The sequence below is a fragment of the Streptomyces sp. NPDC093065 genome (genome assembly GCF_044754585.1).
Taxonomy (GTDB): Bacteria; Actinomycetota; Actinomycetes; order Streptomycetales; family Streptomycetaceae; genus Streptomyces.
The window spans coordinates 36,100-61,238 of record NZ_JBIVPJ010000009.1; the positions used below are offsets into that span (position 1 = coordinate 36,100).

Here is a 25,139-nt window from a genome sequence, read left to right on the forward strand (position 1 = left end):
GTCAGGTGCGCTCACGGCGTCTTCGCGGTGACGGCGCGGTACGCGATCTCCGCCAGCCGGGCCTGGCCGTCCACACTCGGGTGGAACCAGTCCCAGTGGCTCAACTGGTCCGTGCCGAACCGGTACGCGTGCACCGCGCCGTCGTCGGTGCGGCACCGGCGGTCCTTCGCGCAGACCTCCCGCAGCACCTCGTTGTAGTCCGCCACCCGGTCCCGCACCGTGTTGCGCCGCAGCGTCGCCGCCGAGTCCAGGGAGTCCGCGTCGCCCAGCATCGACGGGCACAGGCCCAGCTTCCACACCTGCTTGCCCAGCGGGTTGGTGCGCCCCTGGGACCACAGCCGCTTCAGGTCCGGGATGCTCGACACGTACACCTGCGCCTTGGGGAGCTTCCCGCGCAGGGTGGCCATCGCCTCCTCGAACTGGGCCCGGAAGTCCGCCACCGGCGTCATCGCCGAGGTCGTGGCCCGGCACGCGTCGTTCGCCCCCGCCATCACCGCCACCAGCTCCGGCTCGCGCTTCGCCGCCCGCGTCACCTGAGCGGTCAGATCCGCCATCCGGGCCCCGGTGACCGCGTAGTTCCAGCTGTGCCCGGCCGCGTCCGCCTTCCCCAGCAGCCGTACGGCGAGCGAGTCGACCTTCGCGCTGCTGCCGGTCGCCCACGACACCTCGGGGCAGTCCGACAGAACCGCACAGGCGTCGAAACCGCGGGTGATCGAGTCGCCCACGGCGGCGACCGACTCGGGGCTCGTGTCCCAGGCCGGCGCCGTCTTAGCCCGCTTCGACGCGCTGCCGGAGGGGGCGGGGGAGTCGCCGCCCGCGGCGTCGCAGCCCGCCACGCCCGCGCCCACGACGGCGGCGGTCAGCACGGCGAGCGCCGCACGCGCCAGGCGACGGACGCGCCGCGTCCGTCGGTCCGTCCCTCGGCCCATACCGGTCCCACCCCTCGCCTCGTGCCTCCAACGTGCTCAACCCATGACACCGCGCGAGGGTTCCCGGAGGCGGCGATGCAACGGCTCACACCCGTACAAGCGTCCTGCCGGGTGAATGGCGGCGTTTTGTGGGCGGCGGGACCGACGGTACGTCACACTCCTTGCCCCGTCGCACGGTAGCCTCGCCCTGAACGTGGCCCGCCCGGCCACGGCCGTTCCACCCCGTTCCACCCGTTCCGAGATGTCCAGCTCAGCCCGGAGGTTCCGGTGACGACACGTGGAGTCCTGTACGTGCACTCCGCGCCGCGCGCGCTCTGCCCGCACGTCGAGTGGGCCATCGCCGGTGTGCTCGGCACCCGCGTCGGCCTGGACTGGATCCGGCAGCCCGCCGCGCCCGGCACCTGGCGCTCGGAGTTCTCCTGGCAGGGACAGGCCGGTATCGCCTCCAAGCTCGCCTCCGCGCTGCGCGGCTGGCAGCTGCTGCGCTTCGAGGTCACCGCGGAACCCTCCGCGGGCGTCGAGGGCGAGCGCTACAGCTGCACTCCCGACCTCGGCATCTTCCACGCCGTCACCGGCATCCACGGCGACATCATGATCCCGGAGGACCGGCTGCGCGCAGCCCTGGTCCGCTCCCAGCGCGGCGAGACCGAGCTCGAGTCGGACATCGCCAAGCTCCTCGGCAAGCCCTGGGACGACGAACTGGAGCCCTTCCGCCACGCCGGCGAGGGCGCCCCGGTCCGCTGGCTGCACCAGGTGGTGTGACGCCCCGCCCGTCCCGCGCACACGTGAAGGGCCCCCACCGGCCGGTGGGGGCCCTTCAGGTACGTACTGCGGTCGCTCAGACCGACCGGAACGCGAGAACCACGTTGTGCCCGCCGAAGCCGAACGAGTCGTTCAGCGCGGCGATCCGGCCCTCGACCGGCAGCTTGCGGGCCTCGCCGCGGACGATGTCCGCGTTGGCCTCGGCCTCCGGGTCGAGGTTCTCGACGTTGATCGTCGGCGGCGCCACCCGGTGGTACAGGGCGAGCACGGTCGCCACGGACTCCACGCCGCCCGCGCCGCCGAGGAGGTGACCCGTCATCGACTTGGTGCCGGAGACCGCCATGTGGTCGACGTCGTCGCCGAGGACCTTGCGCAGCGCCTTCAGCTCGGCGATGTCACCGGCCGGCGTCGAGGTGGCGTGCGCGTTCACGTGCACGATCTCCGCCGGGTCCAGGTCGTTGCGGTCCAGCAGGTTCTGCAGGGCGGCGGAGATGCCGCGGCCCTCCGGCTCCGGCTGCACGATGTCGTGGCTGTCGGCGGAGATGCCCTGACCGACCGCCTCCGCGTAGACCCGGGCACCGCGCGCGGCGGCGTGCTCGGCGGACTCCAGGACGAGGACACCGGCGCCCTCGCCGAGGACGAAGCCGTCGCGCCCCGTGTCGAAGGGACGCGAGGCACCCTGCGGGTCGTCGTTGTTCTTGGACATCGCCATCATGTTGCCGAACGCGGCGATGGGCAGCGGGTGGATCGCCGCCTCCGTGCCGCCCGCGACGACCACGTCGGCGCGGCCGGTGCGGATCATCTCGATGGCGTAGCCGATGGCCTCGGCGCCCGACGCGCAGGCGGAGACCGGCGTGTGCACGCCCGCACGGGCGCCCACGGCCAGGCCCACGTTGGCCGAGGGGCCGTTCGGCATGAGCATGGGGACGGTGTGCGGGGAGACGCGGCGGACGCCCTTCTCCTTGAGCACGTCGTACTGGTCGAGCAGCGTGGTCACGCCGCCGATGCCGGAGGCGATGACCGCACCGAGCCGGTCGGGGTCGACGTGGGCCGCGCCGTCCTCCGCGGGGCTCTCGCCCGCCTTGCCGGCGTATCCGGCGTCCTGCCAGGCCTCCTTGGCCGCGATCAGCGCGAACTGCGCCGAGCGGTCCAGTCGGCGGGCCTGCGGCCGGGGGATGACCTCGGAGGGGTCGACGGCGGCCGGCGCGGCGATCCGGACCGCCTGGTCGGCGGCCCACTCCTGCTCCAGGGGCTTGGCTCCGGACTTGCCGGCGACCAGGCCCTCCCAGGTCGAGGCTGCGTCGCCACCCAGCGGTGTGGTTGCGCCGATACCGGTGACGACCACAGTGCGATTGGTCGAGCTCACGGGAATTCTTTCTCCAACGGGATACGGATTCGTACGGCGCCACCGCCGGGTGGCGGGGCAGTCTGCCCGGATACTCGGGACATGCCCGAGTATCGGCGGATCAGGCCTGGTGGTCGAGGATGTACTTCGTCGCGTCGCCGACGGTCTTGAGGTTCTTGACGTCCTCGTCCGGGATCTTGACGTCGAAGCGCTCTTCGGCGGCGACGACGACCTCGACCATGGACAGCGAGTCGACGTCCAGGTCGTCGGTGAAGGACTTGTCCAGCTGGACGTCCTCAACCGGGATGCCGGCGATCTCGTTCACGATCTCCGCGAGGCCTTCGACGATCTCGTCCTGAGTGGCGGCCATGATGGCGCTCCTTCGTTGTTGTCCAGAGGGTGTGGCGGCCCGCCGCGTCGGCGGCGGGTGTTGCTGCTCTCCGTCCCGGACCGGGTGATCCGGCACGGAGTGTCTAGGGGAGGGTAACGACCGTCGCGGCGTAGACGAGACCCGCCCCGAAGCCGATGACGAGCGCGGTGTCGCCGCTCTTCGCGTCGCCGGTCGCCAGGAGCCGCTCCATCGCGAGCGGAATCGAGGCGGCCGAGGTGTTGCCGGTGGTGCGGACGTCACGCGCGACCGTGACGTGCTCCGGCAGCTTCAGCGTCTTCACCATCGAGTCGATGATCCGCACGTTGGCCTGGTGCGGGATGAAGACGTCCAGGTCGTCCGGGCTGATCCCGGCCGCGTCCAGCGCCTGCTGAGCGACCTTCGCCATCTCGAACACGGCCCAGCGGAAGACCGCCTGGCCCTCCTGCGTGATCGCAGGAAACTTGACGTTGCCCTCGGAGTCGACGGGCAGTCGGGCGACGTCGTCGGTGGGGGTCCCCTCGCCGGAGTGCAGCCGGTGGTGGGGGAAGAAGCGGTCCCAGGGGACCGTCTGCTTGATCGTCTCGGCCTTGTCGCCCTCCGAGCCCCAGACCGTCGGGCCGATCGCCGGCTCCTGGGACGGGCCGACCACGACCGCGCCCGCGCCGTCGCCGAACAGGAAGGCCGTGGCCCGGTCCTCCAGGTCGGTCAGGTCGGACAGCCGCTCCACGCCGATGACGAGCACGTACTCTGCCGAACCCTCGACAACCATGCCCTTGGCCAGGGTCAGCCCGTAGCCGAAGCCCGCACAGCCCGCCGAGATGTCGAAGGCCGCGGCCTTGTCCGTGCCGAGCCGGTCGGCGATCTCGGTGGCGATGGCCGGGGTCTGGCTGAAGTGCGACACGGTCGAGACGACCACGGCGCCGATCCGCGAGGCGTCGATCCCGGCGTCCGCGAGCGCCTTGCCGGACGCCTCCACGGACATCGCGGCGACGGTCTCCTCGGGGCCGGCCCAGTGCCGGGTCTCGATGCCGGAGCGCGAGCGGATCCACTCGTCGGACGAGTCGATCTTCTCGAGGATCACCTCGTTCGGGACCACCCGGGTCGGACGGTATCCGCCGACGCCGAGGATGCGCGCGTACGGGGCGCCCTTGCTGGGCTTGATCTTCGACATGCTCTCGCGCTCCTTGTCAGGCCTGGGTGTGCTCGGCGACGAGCTCGCGGGCCGCGTCGAGGTCGGCGGGGGTCTTCAGGGCCAGCGTCCGTACGCCGGGCAGCGCCCGCTTGGCCAGCCCGGTAAGGGTGCCGCCCGGGCACACCTCGATCAGCGCGGTGACGCCGAGCTCCTTGAACGTCTCCATGCACCGGTCCCAGCGGACCGGGTTGGCGACCTGACCGACCAGCCGCTCCAGCACCTCGGCACCGGAGGCGACGGCCTGCCCGTCCTTGTTGGAGACGTACGTCACCTTCGGGTCGGCCGGGTTCAGTGTCCTGGAGGCCTCGGCGAGCTTGTCCACCGCGGGCGCCATGTGGTGCGTGTGGAACGCGCCGGCCACCTTCAGGGGGACGACCTTGCGGACGCCCTCGGGCTTGTCCTCGGTCAGCGCGGCCAGCTGCTCCATGGTGCCGGCGGCCACGATCTGACCGGCGCCGTTCACGTTCGCCGGGGTCAGACCGAGCTTCTCCAGATGCGCGACGCTCACCTCGGGGTCGCCGCCGAGCAGCGCCGACATGCCCGTCTCGGTGACCGCGGCGGCCTCGGCCATGGCCAGGCCCCGACGGCGTACGAGGCTCAGCGCGGCGGTGTCGTCGAGGACGCCCGCGAAGACGGCGGCGGTGATCTCGCCGACGCTGTGGCCCGCGACCGCGCCGGGGGCGATCTCTGCAATGTCACCGAGTGCCGCCGCGGAGAGGATTCCGGCGGCGACCAGCAGCGGCTGGGCCACGGACGTGTCACGGATCTCGTCCGCGTCGGCCTTGGTGCCGAAGTGGGCGAGATCGAGTCCGATGGCGTCGGACCACGCGGCGACGCGGTCCGCGGCGCCGGGAAGGGCGAGCCAGTCAGTCAGGAAGCCGGGCGTCTGGGCGCCCTGGCCGGGAGCGACGAGTACGAGCACTCTCACACTCTCTCTTGAGGACGGCCACGACCGCCCGTGGGGACAGGGACGAAGAACAGGAGCGGGTTTTGTGGACCCTGCACAAAATCTTAGAGCTGAGGATCTCCGTCGGCCAGACGCCCCAGGATGAGCGCGATCCGCAGTGTGAACGCAGACCGTACATCAGAGGGTGACCATCCGGTGACGTCAGTCACACGTCGGAGCCGGTAGCGCACGGTGTTCGGGTGAACGAAGAGCATCCGCGCGGCGCCCTCCAGGCTGCTCGCCTGTTCGAGATAGACGCTGAGCGTCTCCAGGAGTGCCGCACCCGCCTCCTCCAGCGGTCTGTAGATCTCCTCCACCAACTGCTCACGGGCCGAAGGGTCGGAGGCGATCGCGCGCTCCGGCAGCAGATCGTCGGCGAGCACCGGGCGCGGTGCGTCCTGCCAGGCGGTGCACGCCTTCAGCCCGGCCGCGGCCGCCTGCGCGGACCGGGTCGCGGCCAGCAGGTCCGGCACCACGGGGCCGGCGACGACCGGACCCTGCGCGAACGGTCCGATCAGCGACTTCGCCACCGCCAGCGGGTCGTTGCGGCCGCCGGCGATCACCACGAGCCGGTCCCCGAGCACCCCGGTCAGCACCTGGAGCTTGGCGTGCCGCGCCGCCCGCCGGATGGCCTCCACGGTCAGCTCGGAGTCACCGTCGGGGGCGGTGCCCAGCACGACGCACACGTGCTCGGGGGAGTTCCACCCGAGGGCGGCGGCCCGGGACACGGCCCCCTCGTCGGCCTCGCCGCTGAGTACGGCGTTCACCACCAGCGACTCGAGCCGTGCGTCCCAGGCGCCGCGTGCCTCGGCGGCCTGCGCGTACACCTGGGCGGTCGCGAAGGCGATCTCCCGGGCGTACACCAGCAGCGCCTCGCGCAGCACGGACTCGTCGCCGGGCGCGGCGACCTCGTCGATCGCGGACTCCATCACCTCGATGGTGGTCCGCACCATCTCCACGGTCTGCCGCAGCGTGATCGCCCGGGTCAGCTCGCGCGGAGCGGTGCCGAAGACGTCGGTGGAGATGGCCTGGGGCGCGTCCGGGCGCCGGAACCACTCGGTGAACGCGGCGATGCCGGCCTGGGCGACCAGCCCGATCCAGGAACGGTTCTCCGGTGGCATGGCCCGGTACCACGGCAGCGTCTCGTCCATGCGCGCGATGGCCTGCGCGGCGAGCGATCCGGAGGACTGCTCCAGCCGCTTCAGGGTCGCGGTATGCGGGTGGGCGGGCTGGGCGGGGGCGTCGGGCTTGCCGGTTTCGGGTTCGGGCACGGGGACAAGACTGCCTTATCGGGACGGGCGGGTGTGCCGCCGGGGCTACGGTGAACGGTGTGATGGACGTACGCCGCGCCGAAGAGCGCTACCCGGGAGGCGACGAGGCGGCGGGCATCTCCTCCCGCCACGCCTTCTCCTTCGGCCCCCACTACGACCCCGACAACCTGCGCTTCGGGGCCCTGCTGGCCTGCAACGAGGAGCGTCTCGCCCCCGGCGCGGGCTTCGACGAGCACCCGCACAGCCACACGGAGATCGTCACCTGGGTGGTCGAGGGCGAGCTGACCCACCGCGACAGCACCGGCCACGAGAGCGTGGTCCGCGCCGGTGACGTGCAACGCCTCAGCTCCGCGGGCGGCGTCCGCCACGTCGAGCGCAACGACGCCTCGGTCCCCCTCACCTTCGTCCAGATGTGGCTGGCCCCGCTGGACCCCGGCGGCGACCCCGCCTACGAGATCGTCCACGGCATCGCCGACTCCACCCCGTACGCCGTCCCGGAGGCCGGCGCGATGCTCCACGTACGGCGCCTGTCGGCGGGGGAGCGCACGGCGGTGCCGGACGGGGCGTACGTGTACGTGCACGTGGTGCGGGGCGAGGTGACGCTGGGCGGGGAGACGCTGGGCGCGGGGGACGCGGCTCGCGTCACGGGCGCCGAGGGCGTGGACGCGGTGGCGGGGACGACGTCCGAGATGCTGGTCTGGGAGATGTCGGCGCGCTGACGCTCGTGGGCCCCGTCGAAGCCCATACAGCTCGGCTTCGACGGGGCCCAGGAAGCGATCAGGTCAGTGGGTCCGTGAACGGACCCGCCGCTCTCTCGAAGGCCGCCAGGGTGATCACAGGAACGAAGACGGAATCATCCTCCATTCCCTTGGGCAGTTGGGCGCGCATGCCTTCAGGGCAGAGAAACGCACCGCTGGAAATGAGGATTCCCGCGCCGAGTCGGTCCGTCAGCTCAATGATGATCTTCCAAACATCACCGGCCTGCGGATTTTCCACACTGACGAAGTTTTCGAAGATGCCCACCTCGGCTTCGCTGCCGTCAGCGGCCCGGATCCAGTACTCTGTGGCGCCGTCGCCGACCTTCTCCCGCCCGGCGCGGACGGGCGAGAGAACTGCCCGGACCACGTCCATGTCGAGTTCGGCCAACTCGCCGTCCGAGAACCTGTAGAGGCTCAGGCTGTAGCTCACTACGCTTGCCCCTGCCTGAATACGAACTTGATGCCCTCGACCTTGTTGTCCAGCGCCCACAGCTCCAAGGTGGCTCGGGTCTTCTCGTCGGACATGTACCACACGACGGGTGTGCCCTTCGCGGCCTCCACTTGCTTCACCATGGAAGTGGTCTCCGATGTAGGGAACTTGAGACGTCCATCGGCGTTGATCCAACTGTCCTTGTAGTGGATGTTCTTGGCATCGATGAGGGTACCGTTCTGGTACCCGTCGAACTTCACGAAACCGCTTGGTGTCTCTGCGGGGACTTTGTACGAGACGCCAGAGGGGACCCCGTTCGTCACCAGATGCTCGTAGGCACGGTCGGCTTGCGACATGTTCTCGGTCTCGGGCATCCACCTGCCGGGACCGCCCAACTCCAACCACGTACAGTAGCCGCCGCCGGAGCGCACGGTCAGTGCGGCGCGACTGGCCTTGCACGTTCGTCCCATTTCCTGCAGCGCTCTGGCTCCGACGCCGGCGATGGCCTCTTCGGTCAGACCGACGGTGCGCAGACCCTTCCAGGCGTCGGCGAAGCCGATGCCGGTCTTGACGGAAGCGTCCAGGGCGGTGACAGCGTCCGCGATGGGCCGGATGAGCTTGCCCGCGAACAGGCTCGCGACGTCCAGGGCGGCCCAGGCGCAGCCACCCAAGCTGCCGCTCGCGCCGCCCGGGGCGATCTTCTGGGCGCACTTGATCCAGCTGCCGAAGAGGATATCGACCGGGTCGACGCCCTTCTGGTACTCCGCGATCGTGATGGTGTGGGTGACCTCGGTGGACAGCTCCTCGGAGGTGTACTCACCGAGGTAGAGCGTCGCACCGGAGGGGCACATGTACTGCGTGGCGTCCAGGTCCTCCGCAGTGCACAGGTAGAGGTCGAGCACCTCCTTGTAGCGGAGCTTCGTGGTCATGGTGCAGTCGCCGTTGTAGAAGAGCTCGTCGATGAAGCCCTCGCAGCCGTCCGACTGCTTCACGACCTCCGGTTCGCCGACCTTCACGATGTGGTCGACCACGTAGAAGACGTCGCCGATGGGGGCGCCGGCCTGGTCGACGACCGTCCCCTTGCCGATCTGTTCTGCGTTGGCCTCCTTCTCTGCCTGCTCGGCCGCCTGTTGGGCTGACTCGGCGTACTTCTGGGCGTCCTTGGCGGCCTCCTCCGCCGCCGCGGCCTCGGTGGCGGCGTGGTCCGCGGCGTCCCGGGCGTCCTTGGCGGCCTGCTCGGCCGTGTCCGCCGCGCTGCGAGCGGCCTCGGCGTCCAGGGCCGCTGTGTCGGCGGAGTCTCGGGCGTCCTTCGCGTGGCCCTCGGCCCGGCCGGCCGCGCGGTCGGCAGCCGCCGCGTCCTCGGTGGCCTGGGTGTCATAGGCGATGGTGCGGGTGAGTGACTGTACGGCCTGGGTCGCGTACGAGGCTGCTTCTGCCGAGTATCCCAAGGCTTCCTTGGCGGAGTTGCGCGCGTCCGCCGCGTAGCCGAGGGCTTCGGCGGTCAGTGTGTAAGCAGCCTTGGCGTCACCGCTTGCCGCGTTGGCCACGCTCTGCGCCTGGGCGGCCGACTCCTCCGCGTTCTGCGCGTGCGCCTCGGCGACGGCCTGCTGCTGTTCGGCGATCGTCTTCGACGACTGTCCGGTCAGCACGGCGAGACCGGCGGCCGAGTCGGTGGTGACGTACGGCGATCCGAGCTGGATGGCGTCGTTCGCCGGCGCCGCGACCCGCGCGGCCGAGTTGCCGGCGTCCACGGCCGCCTGCGCGGTGGTGTAGGCGTAGCCCGTGGACTCGTTGGCACCGGCGAGCGCGGTGACCGCCTCGGCCTTGGCCGCGTCCGCCTCCTTCTTGGCGTCGGCGGCGTGCTGCTCGGCGTCGTCGGCCAACTCCACCGCCGTACGGGCCGCCGTCGCGGCGGTCTTGGACGCCTTGATGGCATCCGCCGCCGCACTGGTCGCAGTCCTCACCGCGGCGTCCGCCGTCAGCTTGGCGGCCTGGGCGGCGTCGGAGTCGGCCCGGGACCGCTTCGCCGCGGCCTCCGCCCGAGTGGCCGCCGCGTCGGCATCGGCTGCTGCCTTGGTCGCCTTGTCCGCCTCGGAACGTGCACCGACGGCCGCCGTCTCCGCGTCGTCGGCGGCGGCATCGGCGTCGTTGGCCGCCTTCCGGGCCTCCTGCGCATTGTCCTCGGACGCGGACGCCTGGGCGTAGGCCTCCTTGGCATCGGCCTTGGCCCGGGCGGCGTTCGCCTTCTGCTCTGCGTCCCAGGCGTCGTCGCGCAGGGCCTTGGCCTTGTCGCGGGCGGCCTCCGCGCCCTTGCGCTTCTCGGTGGCCGTGGTGTCGGCGGTCTCCGCCCGTTCCTTGGCGTCCTTGGCCTCGGTCGCGCGTTGCTGGGCCTTGGTCTTGTGCTCCGCGGCCTCGGCCTGCTTCTGCGCCGCGGTCTCCTTCTCGGCCTTGGCGGTGGCCTCCTCTTTCTCCGCGGCGAGTCGCTTGGCATGGGCCGTGGCCGCGGCGGTCTTCGCGTCGGCTTCGGCGTTCTGCGTCTCGGTGTCGTTGGCCGACAGGTGCTGTGTGGACTACCGCGGGCCGTTGACGAACGCCTGCCAGGCGCGTGCGCCCAGGGTGACGACCGGGCCGGCCGGGTTCTTGCTGTCCCGCACGGGGACGGTGCCGGCGGGGCAGCTCTCGGCGACCTCGACGCATTCGCCGCCGTTGCTTCCGCTGTAACTGGACTTGCGCCACTCAACGTTGCTCAGTGCTGTGCGGGACCGCATAGCGTTCCTCCATCACGCGGGTGATCAGTCTCGCCGAGTCCTCGGGGGAGAGGGCTGAGGCTTGCAGTCGAGCGCAGCCGAATGAACGTTCCTTGATCACGTCCGGACTGGCTGTCATGTGCCCGCAGTAGTAGCCGTCCTTGTAGAAGAGGTCAGGGTCGGCGTCGAACCTCAGTAGCGTGAACGTACCCATCATGCCCGTGTGTTGGCCCACGGCAAGGGGAAGGACCTGGATCCGGACCCAGGGGGCAGCCGCGAACCCCAGCAAGTGGGCGAGCTGGCCGCGCATGACCTCCGGCCCGCCGATCTCGCGCAGCACTGCCGCCTCGTCCAGGATGACCCACAGCGCGGGAGGCTGGTCTCGCTGGAGGATGCGCTGGCGTTCCAGCCGGGCGGCGACCATCTCGTCCACGTTGCCGCCCTCGACGCCGAGCACCGCCCGCGCGTACCCCTCCGTCTGCAGCAGCCCGTAGACCAGCTGCGCCTGGTACGTCGAGATGTACGCCGCCTTCGCCTCCATCTCCGCGTACGGCTGGAACCACGTGGGGAGTTGGCTGCGCAGGACGAGTCCGATCAGCCGTGAGAACAGGCCGTCCGTGCCCAGCGCGGCGTCCACCCGCTCGGAGAAGTCCCGCGTCGGGACCTTCTTCGTGGTCTCGATCTGGCCGATCAGGGAGCCGGTGCAGAAGATGATGTCGCCGAGCTGGCCCTGTTTGAGGCCGTGGGCCTCGCGCTGGCGGCGCAGTTCCCAGCCGTAGTAGTCGAGCGGGGACGCGGTCGGGTCGAGGGACTGGATGTTGGCCACTGCGGCACCTCACTCCGGGACTGCGAACGGGGCGGCAACACCGGACGGCCTTCGTCTCTGTACGTAGTCGAGCGTACGCACCGCGTCGCGTGGTTGTGGCGTGAATCACGCACCGGTCCGCAGGTGACGGACGTCGAGAGCCGGCACCGCCGAGCGCAGTCTGCTCGGCCCGGTGAGGTGCGTCAGCCCCGTACCTCCGCGAGTACCGCGTCCGTGAAGGGTGGCCACGCCTCGACCGCCCAGGGGCCGAAGGCGCGGTCGGCGAGGGCCACGCAGGCCAGGGAGGCGTCCGGGTCGATCCACAGGAACGTGCCGGACTGGCCGAAGTGGCCGAAGGTGCGCGGGGAGGAGGCGGAGCCCGTCCAGTGCGGGGACTTGCCGTCGCGGATCTCGAAGCCCAGGCCCCAGTCGTTGGGGTTCTGGTGGCCGTAGCCCGGCAGGACGCCCTTCGTGCCCGGGTACTGGACGGTCATCGCCTCGGCGACCGTGCGCGGGTCCAGCAGGCGCGGCGCCTGGACCTCCGCCGCGAACCGCAGGAGGTCGTCCACCGTGGACACGCCGTCCTTCGCCGGGGAGCCGTCGAGGGAGGTGGCCGTCATGCCCAGCGGCTCCAGCACCGCCTGCCGCGCGTACTCGGCGAACGGCATGTCCGCGGCCTTCGCGATGTGGTCGCCGAGCTGCTCGAAACCGGCGTTGGAGTACAGCCGGCGTTCCCCGGGCGGGGCGGTCACCTTGTGCTCGTCGAAGGCCAGGCCCGAGGTGTGTGCGAGCAGGTGGCGGACCGTCGCCCCGGGCGGACCGGCGGGCTCGTCCAGCTCGATCGCGCCCTCCTCGTACGCGACGAGTGCCGCGTAGGCCGCCAGCGGCTTGGTGACCGACGCGAGCGCGAAGCGGTGCGTGGCCGGGCCGTGGGTGCCGAGGCGCGTGCCGTCGGCCCGTACGACGCCCGCCGCGGCGGTGGGGACCGGCCAGTTCTCGATCGACGCGAGGCTCTTGAGGGACATGGCTTCGAGCCTAAGTGCTCAGAGTGTCAGCTCCAGCAAGGGGTCGGGCTTGAGCCGGAAGCCCATCGACACGTACAGGGGCTCGGCCTGGGTGGACGCGGTGAGGCGGACCCGCCGGGCGCCCTGCTCGCGGAACCACTCCAGCAGGGCCTCCATGCAGGCGCGCGCGTACCCGCGGCGGCGCGCGTCCGGGTCGGTGGCGACGCTGAACACGTAGCCGTCGGTGCCGTGCGGATTGCCCGCGCCGCCGATGCGGTAGTCCAGCGTGCCGGCCACCAGTGCGGCCAGCGTCGCCGGGCGCTCCGGATGGTCCACGACGAACGCGGCGAAGACGCCGTCCGGCTCGGCCAGTCTGCCGCGCAGCACGGGCAGGGACTCGGCGTGCCACTCGGTGGAAGGGCTGGACCGGGCCAGCGAGTCGATCATCACCTGACGCAGCCGGAGTACTTCCTCCGCGTCCTCGGGGCGTGCACGGCGTACGAGGATCGTCATGCCGGGCATGCCAATCAGCGGGCGGCCCCGCCATCGCGCCATTTTCCCGCCGGACACGCTTGCCTGGAGTGCACTCCAAGGTCATAGCGTTGAGGCTATGACGGTGATGCAGACCACGGCCGGAACCCTCGCGCCGAACGCCACCACGGACGCCACCAGAACGGACATCTGCGCCACCCCGCCCCGGCGCCACCCGCGCCCCGACGGGCAGGACCGCTACACGATCAGCGAGGTGGTCGCCTTCACCGGCCTGACGGCCCACACGCTGCGCTGGTACGAGCGGATCGGCCTGATGTCCCACATCGACCGCTCGCACACCGGGCAGCGCCGCTACAGCAACCGCGACCTGGACTGGCTGGACTTCGTCGGCAAGCTGCGCCTGACCGGCATGCCGGTCGCCGACATGGTGCGGTACGCCGAGATGGTGCGCGAGGGCGAGTCCACCTACCTCGACCGGCGGGAACTGCTGGAGTCCACCCGCCGCGACGTGCTGACGCGGATCGCGGAGCTCCAGGACACCCTCGCCGTACTCGACCGGAAGATCAGCTTCTACGGGGACGCCGGACGCGCCCGTGAAGAGGGGAGCAACCGATGACCGACAGCAGGATCCCGACCGCACGGCTCGGCGCGGGCGGCCCGGAGGTGGGTGTCCAGGGCCTCGGCTGCATGGGCATGAGCTTCGGATACGGCCCCTCGGACGCCGAGGCGTCCCGGGCGACCCTGGAACGGGCGCTGGAGCTGGGCGTCACCCTCTACGACACGGCCGACGCCTACGGCGCGGGCGAGAACGAGCGGTTCCTCTCGCCGTTCTTCAAGGCCCACCGGGACGAGGTCGTCGTCGCGACCAAGTTCGCCCTGTCGATCCCGCCGGACGACCCGGACCGGCGGATCATCCGCAACGACGCGCCGTACGTCCGCGAGGCCGTCGAGGCCAGCCTGCGCCGTCTTGACCTCGACGTCGTCGACCTTTACTACATGCACCGGCGCGACGTGAACGTGCCGATCGAGGAGACCGTCGGCGTCATGGCCGACCTGGTCCGCGAGGGCAAGGTCAAGCACCTCGGGCTGAGCGAGGTGACGGGGGACGAGCTGAGGGCCGCGCGGACGGTGCATCCGATCGCCGCCGTGCAGTCGGAGTGGTCGCTGTTCAGCCGGGACATCGAGGCGGGCGTGGTGCCGGCCGCCCGCGAACTGGGCGTGGCCCTCGTCCCCTACTCGCCGCTCGGCCGGGGCTTTCTCACCGGCTCCTTCGCCGACGCCCAACAGGACCTCACGGACGGCGACTTCCGGCGCCGGCAGCCCCGCTTCACCGGCGACAACGCGGCGGCCAACGCGGCCCTCCTCGCCCCGGTCCGCACCCTCGCCGAGGCCCACGACGCCACCCTCGGCCAGATCGCCCTGGCCTGGGTCCAGCAGCGCTCCCGGGTCCACGGCCTGCCGGTCGTCCCGATCCCGGGCACGCGGAAACCGGCGCGGGTGGCGGAGAACACGGCGGCGACCAGGATCGTCCTCACCGACGAGGAGCTGGCCCTGCTGGAGCCGATCGCGGAAAAGGTCGCGGGCGACCGGTACGCGGACATGACGTTCACTTCGGCGGGACGTGAGTAGAGACACCCGGGTTCTGTCTCTTCGGCCGGCGTCGGGTCCGGGCGAGGATCCCCGCGAGGTGGACGCTCGTGATCAATACACCTGGGCTTCAGGGTCTTCTTCGGGCCGTGCCAGCCGGGCCGTCACATCGTCGGCGAAGCGGGCGAGGAGGCGGAGGAGGTCGTCGCGGTCCTGGGACGGCCAGTCGGTGAGGACCCCGGCGAACCAGCCGAGCAGGGAGGCCACATAGCGGTTGGCGGCCTCCTCTCCCGCCTCGGTCGGTTCGATGAGGCTCGCGCGGCGGTCGTGGGGGTCGGCGATGCGCCGCACCAGGTGTCGCTTCTCCAGCAGCTGTACCTGCCGGGTGGCGTGCGGGCCCACGACCTGCATCCGGTCGGCGATCTCCCCGATGCGCAGCGGCTCGCCGGCCGCGAGCAGGGAGACGAGCACGCCCACGGCGGGGCGGTCGAGGGACGGACCGGCCGCCTCCGCGGCGCGCTCGACGAGCCGGCCCTTGCTGAACGCGGCGCTGAGCCGGGTGAGCCGGGGCAGTACGGCGAGCAGGTCGTCGTGCGAGACCGCGGGCGCGGGCTCCCCGGGGGACTCGGGGGTCATGGCACCTCCATTTGCATACCTGAGTTAGGTATCTATATCGTGGGGGGGCGGAGTCACGGCACCAAGGGTGCCGTATGACTCCATAAAGGATACCTAAGGTACGCATCTTGGCGCTTCCGTGGTCAACCGCGTGCCTTCCTCCCGGCCGGGCACACCCCGGCGGAAAGGTGCCACCCCATGACGCACACGCATCCCACGCCCACCGCCCGACGGGTCCTGGTCTCCGGGGCGAGCATCGCCGGCCCCACGCTCGCGTACTGGCTCGACCGGTACGGCTTCGAGGTGACCGTCGTCGAGAAGGCCGCCGCCGTGCGCGGCGGCGGGTACCCGATCGACATACGCGGCACGGCCCGGGCGGTCGTGGACCGCATGGGCCTGCTGTCGCGGCTGAGCGAGGCGCACGTCGACACCCGGCGGATCACCTTCGTCGACGCGGCCGGTGAGACGGTCGGCGCGCTCCAGCCCGAACAGATGACCGGCGGGGAGGCCGGCCTCGACCTCGAGGTACGACGCGGCGACCTGGCCGACGCCCTGTACACCCCGCTGCGGGACCGCGTCGAGTTCCTCTTCGACGACTCGATCGCCACGCTGGACGACGACGGGGAGGCCGTGCACGTCGTCTTCGACAGCGGCACGTACCGCACGTTCGACCTGGTGATCGGCGCGGACGGGCTGCACTCGAACACGCGCCGGCTGGTCTTCGGGCCCGAGGAGCCGTTCCACCGCTACCTCGGGCACGTCTTCGCCGGCTTCACCCTGCCCAACGAGTTCGGCCTCTCGCACGAGGCCGCCGTCTGGAACGAACCGGGACGGGCCGCCGCCGTCTACTCCTACGAGCCCACCGACCCCGTGCACGGCTTCCTCACCTTCCTCCGCGACACCCCGCCCTTCGAGGCGTTCCGGGACCCGCGAGCCCAGCGCGACCTGGTCACGTCGTACTTCCCGGAGCAGGCGTGGCACGTGCCGCGCCTGCTGAAGGCGATGCAGGAGGCCGACGACCTCTTCTTCGACATCGTGAGCCAGATCCACATGCCCACCTGGTCCCACGGCCGGGTCGCTCTGGCGGGCGACGCCGCGCACGCCACGTCGTTCATCTCCGGCCAGGGCTCGAGCGTCGCACTCGTCGGCGCCTACATCCTGGCCGGCGAACTGGCCACACACGCGGACCACACCGAGGCCTTCGCGGCATACGAGCGCCGACTGCGGCCGTTCGCCGAACGCAACCAGGCACTGGCCACCGGCGGCGGCACGGTCGTCACCCCGACGACACGGGAGGCCCTCGACGCCCGCAACGCCCTGATCCGCGACCCCCAGGCGGCACGGGCCGTCCAGCGGGCGGCGGAACGGCGCGAGACGCATTCGGCGCTGGTGCTGCCGGACTACGCGGGAGCGGAGTGAGACGACGCCTCACCCGGGCGGCCGGTGGTCACTCGGGTGCCGGTCCGGCCGGACAACCAGGGGCGCGGGGCGCGACCGGCCGGATCGGGCCCGCACCCGAAAACGAAACGGAAACCCGGCGGACGCTAGAGCTCCGCCAGCAGCTCCGCCTTCTTGGAGGAGAACTCCTCGTCCGTCACCAGCCCCTGCTGATGCAGTTCCCCCAGGTGCCGTATCCGCTCGGCGATGTCCGCCGGATCACGCCGGGGCGCGGGCACCGGCACCGGCACCGGGGTGCTCGCGCCCCGCTCCCGCACCGCCGCCAGCACCGCCGCCGCGAACGGCAGTGACTCGTGCACCGGCCCGTACCCGAGGCCGAAGACGACCGCCGCCGGGTCCTGGTCGGCCTGGGGGACGGCAGGGGGCGAGGGGACGGCCGAGGTGGCCGATACGGCCGACGGCTCGACGTCGCGCGGCAGCAGGCGCAGGTACCCCTCGAACATCTCGGGGGAGCGCCACTCCACCCCGCCCAGGCCGGCGACCGGGAAGCTCTGGTCGCCTGCCTTCCACTTCGCCGACGACGCGCCCGTCCAGGACCACCGGAAGGACACCGCCTCCCCGTCGAAGGAGGCCTTCCCGTCGTACGCCTTGAAGTGCAGCGGTGCCTTCGGCGGGGCCACCAGGTAGCGCTCGGTCTTGCCGGACTCGGTCAGCAGCGCCCGCAGCTCGTCGGCGTAGTACTCCGCGAGCGCCTCCCGTTCGGCGGGCAGCACCAGCCGGTAGGGGTCGCCGCTCTCCTTCAGCTGTCCGGCCGCCGCCTCGATCAGCGGATCGGCGCCCGCGCGCGGTTCGACGCGCAGCACGACGGTGCCGCGCCTGCCGGGCGTGAGCGTCACGCCCTCGATCGCCTCCAGGGGCACACGGCGTCCCCCCAGGGCCTGGAACAGCTTGGGTGTCCGAATCCCCCGTTCGTAGCGGATGAGCACGGAGTCGGACTCGAACTCCCAGGCGGCATGAAATCCGGCCAGTACGTCACCCATGCGGCTCATCGTATGCGGCACGAGCCTCTCCGTCCCCTCCCCGTGCAAACCGGAGTTTCTGCGCCTCTACGCGCGTCCGGCCGCCGTCGCCGCGGACAAATCCGTCCGGCATGTGTCGTCTTCGCCGGCGCAGGCGACCGTGCGGTATGCGCCAACGCCGATCCCCGCGAAGTTCCGCAGGCTGTCCGTACCGGGTACGAAGTAGCCGCTGTGTCCCCGGGCGTCCCGCGCGGACAGCACCCGCGCCCCGAAGGCCGCGGACACCGGGTCGGCACCGTGGCCGAGGCCGCCGACCTCCAGGTACGGCACGTCCTGGATCCAGTCGTCGGCGTCCCGCATCGCCCACACCCGGGCGGAGGTGTCCAGGCGGGAGGTGTTCTCGGCGCGCATGCCGGGACTGCCGGCCACCGCTATGTCGGTCACCCGGCCGGGCAGCGTGTCGGCGGCGAGGCCGCACACCACCGAGCCGTAGCTATGGCAGAAGAGGGAGACGGGGGCCTTGCCGGGCAGCGCGCGCAGCAGCGCGTTCAGCCGTACGGCCCCGTGCGAGGCGCGGTTCGCCGTGGCCGCCTCCATGCCCAGACCGCTGGGGGAGGTGTAGTCGGCCCAGGCGATCACGGCCGTGCCGGTGCCGGGGCTCGCCGCGCGCTCGGCCGCGTACAGCGACTTCGCCATGCCGACGGGCGCCGAATACTTCTTGCGGTCGGTGCGCTGGAAGGTGAGCAGCTCGGTGTCGACGCCGGGCACGACGACGGACACGCGGTCGGCGCTGTTCAGGTTCCCGAACACCTCGGCGACCCGGCCCGAGCCCGCCGGGTCGAAGGCGAGGACGTGCCGGCCGGGTTCGAGCAGCGACTCGTAGCTGCGCACCCGCCGGCCGGCCTCGCGCTGCCCGGCCGGGGACAGGCGCTTGTCGTGCACGCGCTCCCGCTCCACCGACCGCGCCTTCTCCAGCGCGGAGCGGTTGGCGAGGTAGCGCAGCTGGACGGGGGCGCCGTTCATGTTGCCGACGGCCAGGGGATACCGGTGGGCCAGGCTCGTGCGCTGCCATGTGGTGAGCGAGGCGAAGAAGCGGGCCAGCCGGGCGGGCGCAGCCTGCGCGTCGGGCAGCCGGCGTCCGTCGATCCGGCCGTGCTCCCAGGCCGCGACCGACGCTTCGAGGGCGGTGGGGCCCCGCTGGTCACGCAGGGCGGTCCAGCCGGTGGTCGCCAGCATCACGAACACCACGGCCAGGGCGAGCAGTACGCGCCAGACGTTCAACTGCGGGGAGGTGTCGAAGGAAGTCACTGGGAGGACACACTAGGAGAACGGGCCGGTCTCGCGTGAATCCAGTGACACGGATCACGTTTCGGCGCGGCGCCAGTTCCCGGCGAGCGAGGGCGTCACCTGATCGAGGTAAGTGGCCGTCAGGTCCCGCAGGGCCGCCAGGCCCGCGTCCTCGCGCCCCGACCAGATCCGCTCGGTCACCCGCATCACCGCTCCGAAGACGGCCACGACCACACGGGGCCGCGGGTCCCGGTCGATGTCCAGGCCCTCGCGGTCGGCGACGACGCGGGCGATCTCCTCCTCCAGCTCCGTCGCGCGCCGCAGGTGGGCGGCGAGCAGCGCGGGCGTCGACTCGATCACCCGGTAGAAACGCATGTGCAGCTCCAGCGGGACCAGCTGTTCGACGGCCTCGCCGATGGTGCTCCAGCTCTCCACGAGGGCCGTGCGCAGCGCGTCCAGGGGCGCCTCCTCGGGCGGTCGTGCGCGCACGGCGTCGACGAAGTGGGACTCCGCGAGCCGGGACACGAAGAACGCCGCGTCCTCCTTGGAGGCGAAGTACCGGAAGAAGGTGCGCTGTGAGACGTCGGCCACCTCGGCGATGTCGTCGACGGTCGTCTCCTCGTAACCGTGCTCGGTGAACAGTTCGAGGGCGGAGCGCAGCAGCAGGTCCCGGGTGCGCTGCTTCTTGAGTTCGCGCAGGCCGGGGCGGGAGGCCGCGGGCGCGGTCTCCGCCGGCGCCGACGTGCCGGCCACCTTCAAAAGTCGTCTCCTTCGTATGGTTTCCGCAGTTCAGGCTATATGGAGGATGTCTTGTCAGTTACTGACTCGTGAATTGGTTTGTCAACTGTCAGCGGCTGTCATTAGCCTCAGCGATATGACTAGTCAGACCACCATCGACAAGCCGGGACCGGGTGACGGCACCCCGGTGGGTTCGGCGCCCGCCAAGGGATGGCGGGGCCATCCGTGGGTCACCCTCGTCACCGTCGCGGTCGGGGTCATGATGGTGGCCCTGGACGGCACCATCGTGGCGATCGCCAACCCGGCGATCCAGGACGACCTGGACGCCAGCCTCGCGAACGTCCAGTGGATCACCAACGCCTACTTCCTCGCCCTCGCGGTCGCCCTGATCACCGCGGGCAAGCTCGGTGACCGCTTCGGCCACCGGCAGACCTTCCTCATCGGTGTGGCCGGCTTCGCCGCCTCCTCCGGCGCCATCGGGCTGTCGGGCAGCATCGCTGCGGTCATCGTCTTCCGCGTCTTCCAGGGGCTGTTCGGCGCGCTGCTGATGCCGGCCGCGCTCGGCCTGCTGCGGGCCACCTTCCCGGCCGAGAAGCTCAACATGGCCATCGGCATCTGGGGCATGGTCATCGGTGCCTCCACCGCGGGCGGCCCGATCCTGGGCGGCGTGCTGGTCGAGCACGTCAACTGGCAGTCCGTGTTCTTCATCAACGTGCCGGTGGGCATCGTCGCCGTCGTGCTCGGCGTGATGATCCTGCTGGACCACCGGGCCGAGAACGCGCCGCGCTCCTTCGACGTCCTCGGCATCGTGCTGCTGTCCGCCTCGATGTTCGCCCTCGTCTGGGCACTCATCAAGGCCCCCGAGTGGGGCTGGGGTTCCGGTCAGACCTGGCTGTTCATCGGCGGGTCGGTGGTGGGGTTCGTCCTGTTCTCCTTCTGGGAGACCAAGGTGAGGGAACCGCTGATCCCGCTGGCGATGTTCCGCTCGGTGCCGCTGTCGGCCGGTGTGGTCCTGATGGTCCTGATGGCCATCGCCTTCCTGGGCGGTCTGTTCTTCGTGACGTTCTACCTGCAGAACGTCCACGGCATGAGCCCGGTCGACGCCGGTCTGCACCTGCTGCCGCTCACCGGCATGATGATCGTCGCCTCGCCGTTGGCGGGCGCGACGATCACCAAGGTCGGCCCGCGCATCCCGCTGGCCGGCGGCATGGCGTGCACCGCGGTCGCCATGTTCGGCATCTCGACGCTGGAGACGGACACCGGCAGCGGCCTCATGTCGCTCTGGTTCGCCCTGCTGGGCCTCGGCCTCGCGCCCGTCATGGTCGGCGCCACCGAGGTCATCGTCGGCAACGCGCCGATGGAGCTCTCCGGCGTGGCCGGCGGTCTCCAGCAGTCCGCGATGCAGATCGGCGGCAGCCTCGGCACGGCCGTGCTGGGCGCCGTGATGGCCTCCAAGGTCGACAACGACCTGGCCGGCAACTGGGCGGACGCCGGACTGCCCGAGCTGACGCCGGAGCAGGCGCACCAGGCGTCCGAGGCGGTCCGGGTCGGCGTCCCGCCGGTGGCGGAGGGCACTCCCGCCCAGGTCGCCGGGCAGATCACGGAGGTCGCCCACGACACCTTCATCTCCGGAATGAGCCTCGCCTCGCTCGTCGCCGCCGGGGTCGCGGTCGTGGCCGTGTTCGTCGCCTTCCTCACCAAGCGCGGTGAGAACGCGGACGCCGGTGCGGGCGTCGGCCACATCTGATCCGCGTCCGATCCGTGTGCGATCCGCGTTTCCGAAGTCCCGCGGCTCGCGAGTTCCCGGCCCCTGTCGCCCCGTTTCGTCCATCAGGGTGACAGGGGCCGGGAACCCTCCCTTCCGCCGGACCTCGCAGGTCACAGTGGGTCACGTCCTCCGCAGGGCACGGAGGGCATGAGGCTGCGGCGCGCTGCCGGAGGGGGGCGGCGCGCAGGCAGCACGTTCGAAGCAGGCATGACACGCCGCACGGGGGTACCCGAACTCCACAAGGAGTTCAGGGAGTTGATGATGGCCAGTTTCGGACAGGGATCGCGCAGGCACCCCCGCTCACGTGGCCGGACGTGGTCACGGACCGGGCCGGATCGCGCGACGCTCGCGATCGCCGGAGTCGTCTGTGCGGTCGCCGGCTTCTTCGTGCTGGGGATCGTGCTCGGCCCCGTCGCGATCGTCTGCGGCTGGCTCGCCATGGGCCGCAGCTGGGCGGGTTCCCGTCCGGTACCGGCCGTGGTCGCCCTGGTCCTGGGAGCCATAGACACGCTTCTGGCACTGGTCTGGCTCGTGGGAGCGACGACCCCGGGCTACGGCATGTTCTAGCCGCGGCGCGGCGTCACCCCCGCCCGGACGTTCCCACCCCCGCCCGTTACGGACGGGGGTGAGCCACGTGCGGTCTACGCGTCCCCGCCGGCCGCCCCCGGGTCCGCCGCGGTCACGTCGAGCAGCCGGTACCGGTCGATCGCCTGCTTCAGCACCGACCGGTCGACCTTGCCCTCCCGCGCCAGCTCGCTCAGCACGCCGACCACGACCGACTCCGCGTCGATGTGGAAGAACCGCCGCGCCGCCCCCCGCGTGTCCGCGAAGCCGAACCCGTCCGCGCCCAGCGACTGGTACGTCCCCGGCACCCACCGCGCGATCTGGTCCGGCACCGACCGCATCCAGTCGGACACCGCCACGAACGGCCCCTGCGCGCCCGCCAGCTTCCGCGTCACGTACGGCACCTGCTGCTCCTCCTCGGGATGCAGCAGGTTGTGCTCCTCGCAGGCCACGGCCTCGCGCCGCAGCTCGTTCCAGGAGGTCGCCGACCAGACGTCGGCACGCACGTTCCACTCCTCGGCGAGGATCCGCTGCGCCTCCACGGCCCACGGCACGGCGACGCCGGACGCCATGATCTGCGCCGGGACGGCGCCGCCCGTGCCCTCGCTGAAGCGGTAGACGCCCTTGAGGATGCCCTCGACGTCCACGTTCTCGGGCTCGGCCGGGTGCCGGATGGGCTCGTTGTAGACGGTGAGGTAGTAGAAGACGTCCTCGCCGTGCGGATGCTGCTCGTCCCCGCCGTACATGCGGCGCAGCCCGTCCTTGACGATGTGCGCGATCTCGAACCCGAAGGCGGGGTCGTACGCCACGCACGCCGGGTTGGTCGAGGCCAGCAGCTGCGAGTGGCCGTCCGCGTGCTGGAGCCCCTCACCGGTCAGCGTCGTACGCCCCGCGGTCGCGCCCAGTACGAAACCGCGCGCCAACTGGTCGCCCATCTGCCAGAACTGGTCGCCGGTGCGCTGGAAACCGAACATCGAGTAGAAGACGTAGACCGGGATGAGCGGCTCGCCGTGGGTGGCGTACGCCGAGCCCGCCGCGATCAGCGAGGCCGTGCAGCCCGCCTCGGAGATGCCGTCGTGCAGCATCTGCCCGTTCGGCGCCTCCTTGTAGGCGAGCAGCAGGTCGCGGTCCACGGACTCGTACTGCTGCCCGAGCGGGTTGTAGATCTTCGCACTCGGGAAGAAGGAGTCCATGCCGAACGTGCGGTACTCGTCCGGCGCGATCAGCACGAAGCGCTTGCCGATCTCCTTGTCCCGCATGAGGTCCTTCAGCAGTCGCACAAAGGCCATCGTCGTCGCGATGGACTGCTGACCCGACCCCTTCTTCACGGTCGCGTACGTCTTGTCGTCCGGCAGTGAGAGCGGCTTCGACCGGACGACCCGGGTCGGCACGTACCCGCCGCAGCCGAGGCGCCGGTCGTGCATGTACTGCATCTCCTCGGTGTCCCGGCCCGGGTGGTAGTACGGCGGCGCGCCGGACTCCAGCTCCTTGTCGGAGATCGGCAGGTGCAGCCGGTCGCGGAAGCGCTTGAGGTCGTCGACCGTCAGCTTCTTCATCTGGTGCGTGGCGTTGCGGCCCTCGAAGTTCGGGCCCAGCGTCCAGCCCTTGATCGTCTTCGCGAGGATGACCGTCGGCTGACCCTTGTGCTCGAGCGCCGCCTTGTACGCCGCGTAGATCTTGCGGTGGTCGTGGCCGCCGCGCCCCAGGTGCAGGATCTGGTCGTCGGTCATGTTCTCGACCATCGCGCGCAACCGGTGGTCGTCGCCGAAGAAGTGGTCGCGGATGTAGGCGCCGGACTCGGTGGCGTACGTCTGGAACTGTCCGTCCGGGGTCGTGTTCATGCGGTTGACCAGCACGCCGTCGCGGTCCTGGGCGAGCAGCGGGTCCCAGGTGCGGTCCCACACCAGCTTGATCACGTTCCAGCCGGCGCCCCGGAAGACCGACTCCAGCTCCTGGATGATCTTGCCGTTGCCGCGCACCGGGCCGTCCAGGCGCTGGAGGTTGCAGTTGACCACGAAGGTCAGGTTGTCCAGGCCCTCGCGGGCGGCGATGGAGAGCTGGCCCAGCGACTCCGGCTCGTCCATCTCGCCGTCGCCGAGGAAGGCCCACACGTGCGACTTGGAGGTGTCCGTGATCCCGCGCGCGTGCATGTAGCGGTTCATCCGCGCCTGGAAGATCGCACCGATGGGGCCGAGCCCCATGGAGACCGTGGGGAACTCCCAGAAGTCCGGCATCGAGCGCGGATGCGGGTACGACGACAGCATGTACGGCGCCTTGGACTTCTCCTGGCGGAAGCCGTCCAGGTGCTGCTCGCTCAGCCGGTCGAGCAGGTACGCGCGGGCGTAGATGCCGGGGGAGGCGTGCCCCTGGAAGAAGACCTGGTCACCGCCGTCGCCCTCGTCCTTGCCCCGGAAGAAGTGGTTGAAGCCCACGTCGTACAGGGAAGCGGAGGAGGCGAAGGTCGCGATGTGACCGCCGACGCCGATACCGGGCCGCTGCGCGCGCGAGACCATCACCGCCGCGTTCCACCGGGTGGCGTTGAGGATCTTGCGTTCGATCTCCTCGTTGCCGGGGAAGAACGGCTCGCTCTTGGTCGGGATGGTGTTGACGTAGTCCGTGCTGCGCATCTCGGGCACGGCCACGCGCTTCTCGCGGGCCCGCTCGATCAGCCGCAGCATCAGATAGCGGGCCCGCTCCCGGCCGCGCTCGTCGACGGCGGCGTCGAGGGAGTCGAGCCACTCCTGGGTCTCCTCGGGGTCGAAGTCAGGAACCTGACTCGGAAGGCCGCCAATGATGATCGGACTGCGATCACTGCGATCGGATGCGGAAGCCACGCTGTTCCTTCGCTGTCAGAGGGCCGTTTTTCCGGGTTTCTTCCCGGGTGTCTGCGCCGATTCCCCCGCCGGATCCCCATCGTGTACCTCGCGGGGGCAATCGTCATCTGTACCGTGGGGTAACCGGTTCTCCCGTGAGGATCGGGGGCACGTTCATTCGAGTCTCGTACCCACACATGGTTCCCAAATGCGCAAACGGGGCAGATAGGTGTGGTGTATGTCACCTTCGGGCTGGACGGCATGGCTGGAGTTGCGGCGACACGGCCGGGATCGTCACC

At 70.9% G+C, this 25,139-nt stretch carries 24 protein-coding genes; 7 read left to right on the forward strand and 17 right to left on the reverse strand.

All coding sequences use genetic code 11. The annotated features are described in order from the left end of the window. Window positions 1–11 precede the first annotated feature (11 nt). Window positions 12–929 carry an SGNH/GDSL hydrolase family protein gene (locus tag ACIQFU_RS17470; protein ID WP_402552409.1) on the reverse strand — a complete coding sequence of 306 codons (918 nt, stop codon included), beginning with the start codon at window positions 927–929 and terminating at the stop codon, window positions 12–14. A 267-nt stretch (window positions 930–1,196) separates the two neighbouring features. Here ACIQFU_RS17470 and ACIQFU_RS17475 point away from each other — a divergent pair, with 267 nt between their 5' ends. After that, window positions 1,197–1,691: a DUF3145 domain-containing protein gene (locus ACIQFU_RS17475; RefSeq protein WP_402552411.1), complete on the forward strand. Its 495-nt coding sequence runs from the start codon at window positions 1,197–1,199 to the stop codon at window positions 1,689–1,691. 76 nt (window positions 1,692–1,767) lie between these two features. Here ACIQFU_RS17475 and ACIQFU_RS17480 read toward each other — a convergent pair whose 3' ends face one another. The 5 genes from ACIQFU_RS17480 to fasR all read right to left on the reverse strand — a co-directional run bounded on the left by ACIQFU_RS17480 (window position 1,768) and on the right by fasR (window position 6,815). Further along, entirely contained in the window at window positions 1,768–3,057 is a 1,290-nt protein-coding gene (locus tag ACIQFU_RS17480; protein ID WP_402552412.1) for a beta-ketoacyl-[acyl-carrier-protein] synthase family protein, read from the reverse strand. Window positions 3,058–3,157: 100 nt separating this feature from the next. Then, complete coding sequence (locus tag ACIQFU_RS17485) at window positions 3,158–3,406, reverse strand: acyl carrier protein (protein WP_402552414.1); 249 nt, start codon at window positions 3,404–3,406, stop codon at window positions 3,158–3,160. 103 nt (window positions 3,407–3,509) lie between these two features. After that, window positions 3,510–4,577 (reverse strand): ketoacyl-ACP synthase III, encoded by a 1,068-nt coding sequence (locus ACIQFU_RS17490; protein ID WP_402552416.1) that lies wholly within the window; start codon window positions 4,575–4,577, stop codon window positions 3,510–3,512. Window positions 4,578–4,593: 16 nt separating this feature from the next. After that, on the reverse strand, window positions 4,594–5,520 hold the full coding sequence (locus ACIQFU_RS17495) for an ACP S-malonyltransferase (RefSeq protein WP_402552418.1): 927 nt from the start codon (window positions 5,518–5,520) through the stop codon (window positions 4,594–4,596). Between the two features lie 89 nt (window positions 5,521–5,609). Continuing rightward, a complete protein-coding gene (gene fasR / locus ACIQFU_RS17500; RefSeq protein WP_052842855.1) occupies window positions 5,610–6,815 on the reverse strand; it encodes a fatty acid biosynthesis transcriptional regulator FasR in 1,206 nt (401 codons plus the stop codon). A gap of 62 nt (window positions 6,816–6,877) precedes the next feature. On the opposite strand from fasR, the gene ACIQFU_RS17505 reads away from it, so the two are divergent. Further along, on the forward strand, window positions 6,878–7,534 hold the full coding sequence (locus ACIQFU_RS17505; RefSeq protein WP_402552796.1) for a pirin family protein: 657 nt from the start codon (window positions 6,878–6,880) through the stop codon (window positions 7,532–7,534). Window positions 7,535–7,592: 58 nt separating this feature from the next. Here the strand turns inward: ACIQFU_RS17505 and ACIQFU_RS17510 are convergent, their stop codons facing one another. The 6 genes from ACIQFU_RS17510 to ACIQFU_RS17535 all read right to left on the reverse strand — a co-directional run bounded on the left by ACIQFU_RS17510 (window position 7,593) and on the right by ACIQFU_RS17535 (window position 13,081). After that, window positions 7,593–8,003 (reverse strand): hypothetical protein, encoded by a 411-nt coding sequence (locus ACIQFU_RS17510; RefSeq protein WP_402552420.1) that lies wholly within the window; start codon window positions 8,001–8,003, stop codon window positions 7,593–7,595. After that, window positions 8,003–9,967 carry a hypothetical protein gene (locus ACIQFU_RS17515; protein WP_402552422.1) on the reverse strand — a complete coding sequence of 655 codons (1,965 nt, stop codon included), beginning with the start codon at window positions 9,965–9,967 and terminating at the stop codon, window positions 8,003–8,005. The genes ACIQFU_RS17510 and ACIQFU_RS17515 overlap by 1 nt, the downstream gene beginning before the upstream one ends. A gap of 606 nt (window positions 9,968–10,573) precedes the next feature. Next, the gene (locus tag ACIQFU_RS17520; RefSeq protein WP_402552424.1) at window positions 10,574–10,771 is read right to left on the reverse strand and encodes a DUF397 domain-containing protein; all 198 of its coding nucleotides are present in this window, start codon (window positions 10,769–10,771) and stop codon (window positions 10,574–10,576) included. Continuing rightward, window positions 10,740–11,576, reverse strand: coding sequence for a helix-turn-helix transcriptional regulator (locus ACIQFU_RS17525; protein WP_402552426.1), 837 nt, complete (start codon window positions 11,574–11,576; stop codon window positions 10,740–10,742). The genes ACIQFU_RS17520 and ACIQFU_RS17525 overlap by 32 nt, the downstream gene beginning before the upstream one ends. Before the next feature lie 182 nt (window positions 11,577–11,758). Next, window positions 11,759–12,580: a serine hydrolase domain-containing protein gene (locus ACIQFU_RS17530; protein WP_402552427.1), complete on the reverse strand. Its 822-nt coding sequence runs from the start codon at window positions 12,578–12,580 to the stop codon at window positions 11,759–11,761. Between the two features lie 18 nt (window positions 12,581–12,598). Next, window positions 12,599–13,081 (reverse strand): GNAT family N-acetyltransferase, encoded by a 483-nt coding sequence (locus tag ACIQFU_RS17535; RefSeq protein ID WP_402552429.1) that lies wholly within the window; start codon window positions 13,079–13,081, stop codon window positions 12,599–12,601. Between the two features lie 88 nt (window positions 13,082–13,169). Here ACIQFU_RS17535 and ACIQFU_RS17540 point away from each other — a divergent pair, with 88 nt between their 5' ends. Both ACIQFU_RS17540 and ACIQFU_RS17545 read left to right on the forward strand, forming a co-directional pair. Next, window positions 13,170–13,667, forward strand: a complete 498-nt coding sequence (locus ACIQFU_RS17540) for a MerR family transcriptional regulator (RefSeq protein ID WP_402552430.1) — start codon at window positions 13,170–13,172, stop codon at window positions 13,665–13,667. Next, the gene (locus ACIQFU_RS17545) at window positions 13,664–14,680 is read left to right on the forward strand and encodes an aldo/keto reductase (protein ID WP_402552432.1); all 1,017 of its coding nucleotides are present in this window, start codon (window positions 13,664–13,666) and stop codon (window positions 14,678–14,680) included. The genes ACIQFU_RS17540 and ACIQFU_RS17545 overlap by 4 nt, the downstream gene beginning before the upstream one ends. Window positions 14,681–14,752: 72 nt before the next feature. On the opposite strand, the gene ACIQFU_RS17550 is transcribed toward ACIQFU_RS17545, so the two are convergent. Then, window positions 14,753–15,274: a MarR family winged helix-turn-helix transcriptional regulator gene (locus ACIQFU_RS17550; protein WP_402552433.1), complete on the reverse strand. Its 522-nt coding sequence runs from the start codon at window positions 15,272–15,274 to the stop codon at window positions 14,753–14,755. Between the two features lie 177 nt (window positions 15,275–15,451). On the opposite strand from ACIQFU_RS17550, the gene ACIQFU_RS17555 reads away from it, so the two are divergent. Then, window positions 15,452–16,672, forward strand: a complete 1,221-nt coding sequence (locus tag ACIQFU_RS17555; protein ID WP_402552435.1) for an FAD-dependent monooxygenase — start codon at window positions 15,452–15,454, stop codon at window positions 16,670–16,672. 125 nt (window positions 16,673–16,797) lie between these two features. Here the strand turns inward: ACIQFU_RS17555 and ACIQFU_RS17560 are convergent, their stop codons facing one another. From ACIQFU_RS17560 to ACIQFU_RS17570, 3 genes are all read right to left on the reverse strand, one after another. Continuing rightward, window positions 16,798–17,691 (reverse strand): DUF4429 domain-containing protein, encoded by an 894-nt coding sequence (locus ACIQFU_RS17560; RefSeq protein WP_402552437.1) that lies wholly within the window; start codon window positions 17,689–17,691, stop codon window positions 16,798–16,800. Between the two features lie 66 nt (window positions 17,692–17,757). Beyond that, complete coding sequence (locus ACIQFU_RS17565) at window positions 17,758–18,978, reverse strand: alpha/beta hydrolase family protein (protein WP_402552438.1); 1,221 nt, start codon at window positions 18,976–18,978, stop codon at window positions 17,758–17,760. A gap of 54 nt (window positions 18,979–19,032) precedes the next feature. After that, window positions 19,033–19,716, reverse strand: coding sequence for a TetR family transcriptional regulator (locus tag ACIQFU_RS17570; RefSeq protein ID WP_402552440.1), 684 nt, complete (start codon window positions 19,714–19,716; stop codon window positions 19,033–19,035). Between the two features lie 115 nt (window positions 19,717–19,831). On the opposite strand from ACIQFU_RS17570, the gene ACIQFU_RS17575 reads away from it, so the two are divergent. Continuing rightward, entirely contained in the window at window positions 19,832–21,442 is a 1,611-nt protein-coding gene (locus ACIQFU_RS17575; RefSeq protein WP_402552442.1) for an MFS transporter, read from the forward strand. Window positions 21,443–21,721: 279 nt separating this feature from the next. Further along, window positions 21,722–22,030, forward strand: coding sequence for a small hydrophobic protein (locus ACIQFU_RS17580; RefSeq protein ID WP_402552798.1), 309 nt, complete (start codon window positions 21,722–21,724; stop codon window positions 22,028–22,030). Window positions 22,031–22,104: 74 nt separating this feature from the next. Here the strand turns inward: ACIQFU_RS17580 and aceE are convergent, their stop codons facing one another. Next, window positions 22,105–24,861: a pyruvate dehydrogenase (acetyl-transferring), homodimeric type gene (aceE, locus tag ACIQFU_RS17585; RefSeq protein ID WP_402552444.1), complete on the reverse strand. Its 2,757-nt coding sequence runs from the start codon at window positions 24,859–24,861 to the stop codon at window positions 22,105–22,107. Window positions 24,862–25,139: the final 278 nt, after the last annotated feature.

Bases quoted from the DNA above. Each gene is read 5' to 3' on its own strand.
- ACIQFU_RS17470 (WP_402552409.1), bottom strand. From the start codon at position 929: ATGGGCCGAGGGACGGACCGACGGACGCGGCGCGTCCGTCGCCTGGCG.
- ACIQFU_RS17485 (WP_402552414.1), bottom strand. From the start codon at position 3,406: ATGGCCGCCACTCAGGACGAGATCGTCGAAGGCCTCGCGGAGATCGTG.
- ACIQFU_RS17490 (WP_402552416.1), bottom strand. From the start codon at position 4,577: ATGTCGAAGATCAAGCCCAGCAAGGGCGCCCCGTACGCGCGCATCCTC.
- ACIQFU_RS17505 (WP_402552796.1), top strand. From the start codon at position 6,878: ATGGACGTACGCCGCGCCGAAGAGCGCTACCCGGGAGGCGACGAGGCG.
- ACIQFU_RS17520 (WP_402552424.1), bottom strand. From the start codon at position 10,771: ATGCGGTCCCGCACAGCACTGAGCAACGTTGAGTGGCGCAAGTCCAGT.
- ACIQFU_RS17530 (WP_402552427.1), bottom strand. From the start codon at position 12,580: ATGTCCCTCAAGAGCCTCGCGTCGATCGAGAACTGGCCGGTCCCCACC.
- ACIQFU_RS17535 (WP_402552429.1), bottom strand. From the start codon at position 13,081: ATGCCCGGCATGACGATCCTCGTACGCCGTGCACGCCCCGAGGACGCG.
- ACIQFU_RS17540 (WP_402552430.1), top strand. From the start codon at position 13,170: ATGACGGTGATGCAGACCACGGCCGGAACCCTCGCGCCGAACGCCACC.
- ACIQFU_RS17545 (WP_402552432.1), top strand. From the start codon at position 13,664: ATGACCGACAGCAGGATCCCGACCGCACGGCTCGGCGCGGGCGGCCCG.
- ACIQFU_RS17550 (WP_402552433.1), bottom strand. From the start codon at position 15,274: ATGACCCCCGAGTCCCCCGGGGAGCCCGCGCCCGCGGTCTCGCACGAC.
- ACIQFU_RS17555 (WP_402552435.1), top strand. From the start codon at position 15,452: ATGACGCACACGCATCCCACGCCCACCGCCCGACGGGTCCTGGTCTCC.
- ACIQFU_RS17560 (WP_402552437.1), bottom strand. From the start codon at position 17,691: ATGGGTGACGTACTGGCCGGATTTCATGCCGCCTGGGAGTTCGAGTCC.
- ACIQFU_RS17575 (WP_402552442.1), top strand. From the start codon at position 19,832: ATGACTAGTCAGACCACCATCGACAAGCCGGGACCGGGTGACGGCACC.
- ACIQFU_RS17580 (WP_402552798.1), top strand. From the start codon at position 21,722: ATGATGGCCAGTTTCGGACAGGGATCGCGCAGGCACCCCCGCTCACGT.